The organism is Mesorhizobium sp. M7A.F.Ca.CA.002.15.2.1 (assembly GCF_003998715.1).
GTDB lineage: Bacteria > Pseudomonadota > Alphaproteobacteria > Rhizobiales > Rhizobiaceae > Mesorhizobium > Mesorhizobium ciceri.
This window is the reverse complement of the sequence record NZ_RZPI01000530.1, coordinates 1-4002: the sequence shown is the minus strand read 5'-3', so window position 1 is coordinate 4002 and position 4002 is coordinate 1. Positions and strand designations below refer to the sequence as shown.

The window sequence follows — 4002 nt, the reverse complement described above, 5'->3', positions numbered from 1 at the left end:
GCCGTGCTCGGCACGATCGCGGACGCGAAGCCGATGGCTGGCCAGCCAGCCTCGGTCGGGCCGGCGACAGCAGCCGCCGCGGCAGCCAATCCGCGCGAGCTTGTGGCTGACGAAGCCTCTTCCTCCATCCGGCAGCCTGGCAGCCGCCCGATCGCCAGCCCGCTTGCCCGGCGCCTTGCCGCCGCGGCCGGGCTCGACCTTGCCGCCATTTCGGGAAGCGGGCCGCGCGGACGGATCAAGAAGCGCGACATCGATGCCACCCTTGCCGCTCGCACGAACGAACAGGACGGTGCAGGCCAGCGGGCGCCAGCCGCAGTCCAGGCATCGCCTGTCGCCGCGCCGGCCCGGCAGACGGTGCCGGTGGTCCTCATCCACGGCTTCGGGGCGGATCGCTCCGTGTGGCGGCAGGTTGTCCCGTTGCTCGGGCCGGGGATCGAGACGATCAGCCTCGACTTGCCCGGCCATGGTACGGAAGCGGCAAGACCTGCAAGCATCATCGAGGAGATCGCCTTCCTCCTCTCCGACCGGCTGGAGGGGATGGGCGTCGGCAATGCCCATCTCGTCGGCCATTCGCTCGGCGGCGCGGCGGCTCTGGCGCTCGCACGACTGGGCCGTTTTACGGTACGCTCTGTCACACTCCTTGCCCCTGGCGGGCTCGGCCCCGAGATCAATGCGGGCTTCCTTGCCGGGCTCGCCCGCGCAACAACCGTCCCGGCGCTTGAGCGATGGCTGGCGGTCATGGTCGGCGACCCCTCGGCCCTGCCGGTCGGTTATGCGCAGGCCGCACTCAGACAGCTGGAAAAGACCGGCAATCGCGACGCGCTCACTGCGATGGCCGAAAGCCTGTTCCCGGACGGCACGCAGGGTTTCGATCTCGCGGGCGCGCTTGGCGAACTCGCCGTCCCGACGCGGCTCATCTGGGGCAGGCTCGATCGCGTCATCCCGGTCGCCCATGCGGCCCGCGCGCCGGGCTTCACTGCCGTTCATCTTCTCGATGGCGTTGGCCATGTACCGCAGATCGAGGCACCGGCGCTCACCGCCCGGCTCATCGCCGATACGGTGCGAAGTGCCGGCTGAGCCGGCAAGACCATCACGCCCGCGTCAAGGGCGCCACGACAGAATGTCAGAAGGAGTGCCGATATGATCTTCGACCATCGCACCTACACCGCCCGCCCCAACAAGCTGTCGCATTTCCTCAAACTCTACGAGGACGTCGGCCTGCCGATGCAGCGGCATTATCTGGGCGAGCCCTTCGGCTTCTTCCAGACGCATATCGGCGACCTCTCGCGCACCGTGCATCTGTGGAGATATGAAAGCCTTGCCGACCGGGAGGAGCGGCGCGACCGCATGGAGGCAGACCCGGAATGGCAGGCCTACCGGCGCAAGGTGATCGAGACCGACTATCTGCTCGACATGCGCAACCAGATCCTCAAACCCGTCTCGTTCTTCAATCCGGGAAAATAAGATGGACCTGACTTTCTCGACCGAGGGGCGCAGCTGGCCGCTGCGCCTGACTGGCGATGCCGAGCGCACGCGCCGCGCGCTGCTTTCGGCCTTGCCGATGCGTCTGCAGCTGCACACGCCGAAGATCGCCGGCAGCCATATCTATTGGCATGCTCCCTTCGTCGAGGATATCGAGGGTGCTACGCATGTGCTTTCCGCGACCGCCGGCGCATTCATCTACTGGCCGGTGCGGCAGTTCCTCGAAATCACCTTCGCGCCGCTTCAGGCGGAGAATGCCGAGATCACCGTTCTCGGCCATCTCGACGCGCCGGTGGAAGGCATTGCCGAACTTGCCGCGACACTGAAACAGGACCAGGGCCGCCGCATCCTGGAAGGCACGCTTGTCCGGTCGGATGGCGGCGTGTCCGAGCCTTCGCCGCCATCGTCGCTGCCACAGGATATCATTGCCGCTCGCAAGGCGCTGTGGGTGTTCTGTCCCGCCGACATCAGCCGGGTCACCGCGTCACGCGCCATCATGCACCCGGCAGGGCCTGTCTTCACCGCGGAATCAGAAGCGCGGGTGCTGCACGAATTCCTCTGGTGGATCCGCGCCGAGCGCGGCCGGAAGGACGAATTGGTGCTGCGCCAGGCGGCAGCAATCGCGCTCGACAAGACCGCGACCCGGCTACGCGATTTCTGCCACATGGAGGAAACGCCTGCCCTGCTTTTCCGGCTCAAGGCGGCGATGGACGGCAACTATCCGCTCGGTGCGCTGATGGACGAGGCGATCCTGGCTACCGGGCGGGTTGGCGCTTGGATCGATCTTCTCATCCCGTGGAACGACCTCAACGAGGCCTTCCGCGCTGCGCTTGACGGCAGGAGGGCCGGATGATGGAAAAACTGACCATCGGCATTGTCGGTTTCGGCGTCATCGGGCAGCGCTGGACGGCTTGCTTTGCCCATGCCGGCCACGCGGTGCGCGTGTTCGACCCGACAGAGCGGCGCGAAGCGGCTTTCAACGAGGTGCTGCCTGCACTCATGGCCGACCTAGACGCGTTGAAGGGATCCTCGCCCTCGCCCGGCGAGATCCATCTTTTTCCGACGCTCGCCGAGACGCTCCAAGGCGTCGATTTCGTGCAGGAGAACGGTCCGGAAGACCTGGCCCTCAAGCGCCGGCTGCTCGCCGAGATCGAAGATCATGTCGGTGACGAGATCGTCATCGCCTCCTCCTCCTCGGCCCTGCTGGTGTCCGACATGCAGGGCGAGTGCCGCCTGCCCGGCCGCGTCGTGCTCGGCCATCCCTTCAATCCAGCGCATCTGATGCCGCTGGTCGAGATCGTCGGCGGCAAGACATCGGATCCACAAGCGATCGCCCGCGCACGCGCCATCTATGAAGCCATCGGCAAGAAGCCGGTAACGCTCAACCGGGAGGTGACCGGCCATATCGCCTTGCGCCTGATGGGCGCCATGTGGCGCGAGGCGATCGCTCTGGTGCGAGACGGCGTCGCCTCGGTCGAGGACGTGGATCGTGCCTTCATGTATGGGCCGGGCGCGAAATGGACCCTGCAAGGTTCGTTCATCTCCAACAGCCTCAACGCCGATGGCATCGAGGACTTCCTGCGCAAATATGGCCCGACCTATCAGGCGATCTGGGACACGCTGCTCGACGCAAAGCTTGACAGCGAGACCATCCGCTCGATCACAGCTTCGACAAATGCGGCGGTAGGCGGGCGCAGCCACGAGGATCTGAAGGCCGCGCGCGAGCCTGGCCTGGTCGGCATTTTGAAAACAGTGGCCGCACACGGTGCACTCTAATCGTCACGGAGAATGGCCATGACCTATCGCACCGCCCTCGTCACCGGCGCCTCGAAAGGCATCGGCGCAGCGATCGTCGAGAGCCTGATCGCGGAAGGATTGACCGTCCATGCGCTGGCGCGCAGCCGTGGCGCGCTACAGGTCCTGCAGGAGAGGCTCGGGCCACGCGTGAAACCGCTTGTCGCCGATGTGCGCGACAACGAGGCGATCGCTTCTGCGCTCGGTGCGGCGGAAATCGATGTCCTGGTCAACAATGCCGGCGGTTTGGCGACCGTGCGCCCCCTGCACGAACAGAGCGCGGAGGAAACAGCCGAGGTGGTGGCGCTGAACCTCACCGCACCCTTGCAGCTCATCCGCATGTTGCTGCCGGGCATGATCGCGCGCAAGCGTGGCCACATCTTCAACCTGACCAGCACGGCAGCCAGCGGCGTTTTTCCCGGCACGACGACCTACGGTGCGGCCAAGGCCGGCCTTTCCCAGGCCGGTCGCATCCTGCGCTATGATCTCGCGGGCACCGGCGTGCGGCTGACCGAGATCGCCCCGGGCCGTGTGGAAACGGATTTCTATCTGAAGGCCTTCGACGGCGACCGCGAGGGCTTGCGCAAGCGCATGTACTCGCAACAGCGGCCGCTCGGCCCGGCCGACATTGCCGCCGTGCTTGCTACCGCGCTGCGGATGCCGGATCATGTCGACATCAGCGAACTGACCGTCGCGCCGAGCGAACAGGCGCCCGGCGGCCATACC

The 4002-nt window shown here is 66.2% G+C and carries 5 protein-coding genes; all 5 read left to right on the top strand.

From position 1 onward, the window contains the following. Positions 1 to 1077: alpha/beta fold hydrolase (locus ENZ74_RS24320; RefSeq protein WP_206522320.1), on the top strand; the 1077-nt coding region annotated here is incomplete at its 5' end. Between the two features lie 63 nt (positions 1078 to 1140). Next, positions 1141 to 1464, top strand: a complete 324-nt coding sequence (locus ENZ74_RS24315; RefSeq protein ID WP_063168741.1) for an NIPSNAP family protein — start codon at positions 1141 to 1143, stop codon at positions 1462 to 1464. A gap of 1 nt (position 1465) precedes the next feature. Continuing rightward, complete coding sequence (locus ENZ74_RS24310; RefSeq protein WP_063168742.1) at positions 1466 to 2335, top strand: hypothetical protein; 870 nt, start codon at positions 1466 to 1468, stop codon at positions 2333 to 2335. After that, complete coding sequence (locus ENZ74_RS24305) at positions 2332 to 3258, top strand: 3-hydroxyacyl-CoA dehydrogenase NAD-binding domain-containing protein (RefSeq protein ID WP_063168743.1); 927 nt, start codon at positions 2332 to 2334, stop codon at positions 3256 to 3258. The genes ENZ74_RS24310 and ENZ74_RS24305 overlap by 4 nt, the downstream gene beginning before the upstream one ends. An 18-nt stretch (positions 3259 to 3276) precedes the next feature. Next, positions 3277 to 4002 (top strand): SDR family oxidoreductase (locus tag ENZ74_RS24300; RefSeq protein WP_164761172.1); only part of this gene is annotated, 726 nt, incomplete at its 3' end.

Coding starts and splice junctions, on each gene's coding strand:
- ENZ74_RS24310 (WP_063168742.1), top strand. CDS start 1,466: ATGGACCTGACTTTCTCGACCGAGGGGCGCAGCTGGCCGCTGCGCCTG.
- ENZ74_RS24305 (WP_063168743.1), top strand. CDS start 2,332: ATGATGGAAAAACTGACCATCGGCATTGTCGGTTTCGGCGTCATCGGG.
- ENZ74_RS24315 (WP_063168741.1), top strand. CDS start 1,141: ATGATCTTCGACCATCGCACCTACACCGCCCGCCCCAACAAGCTGTCG.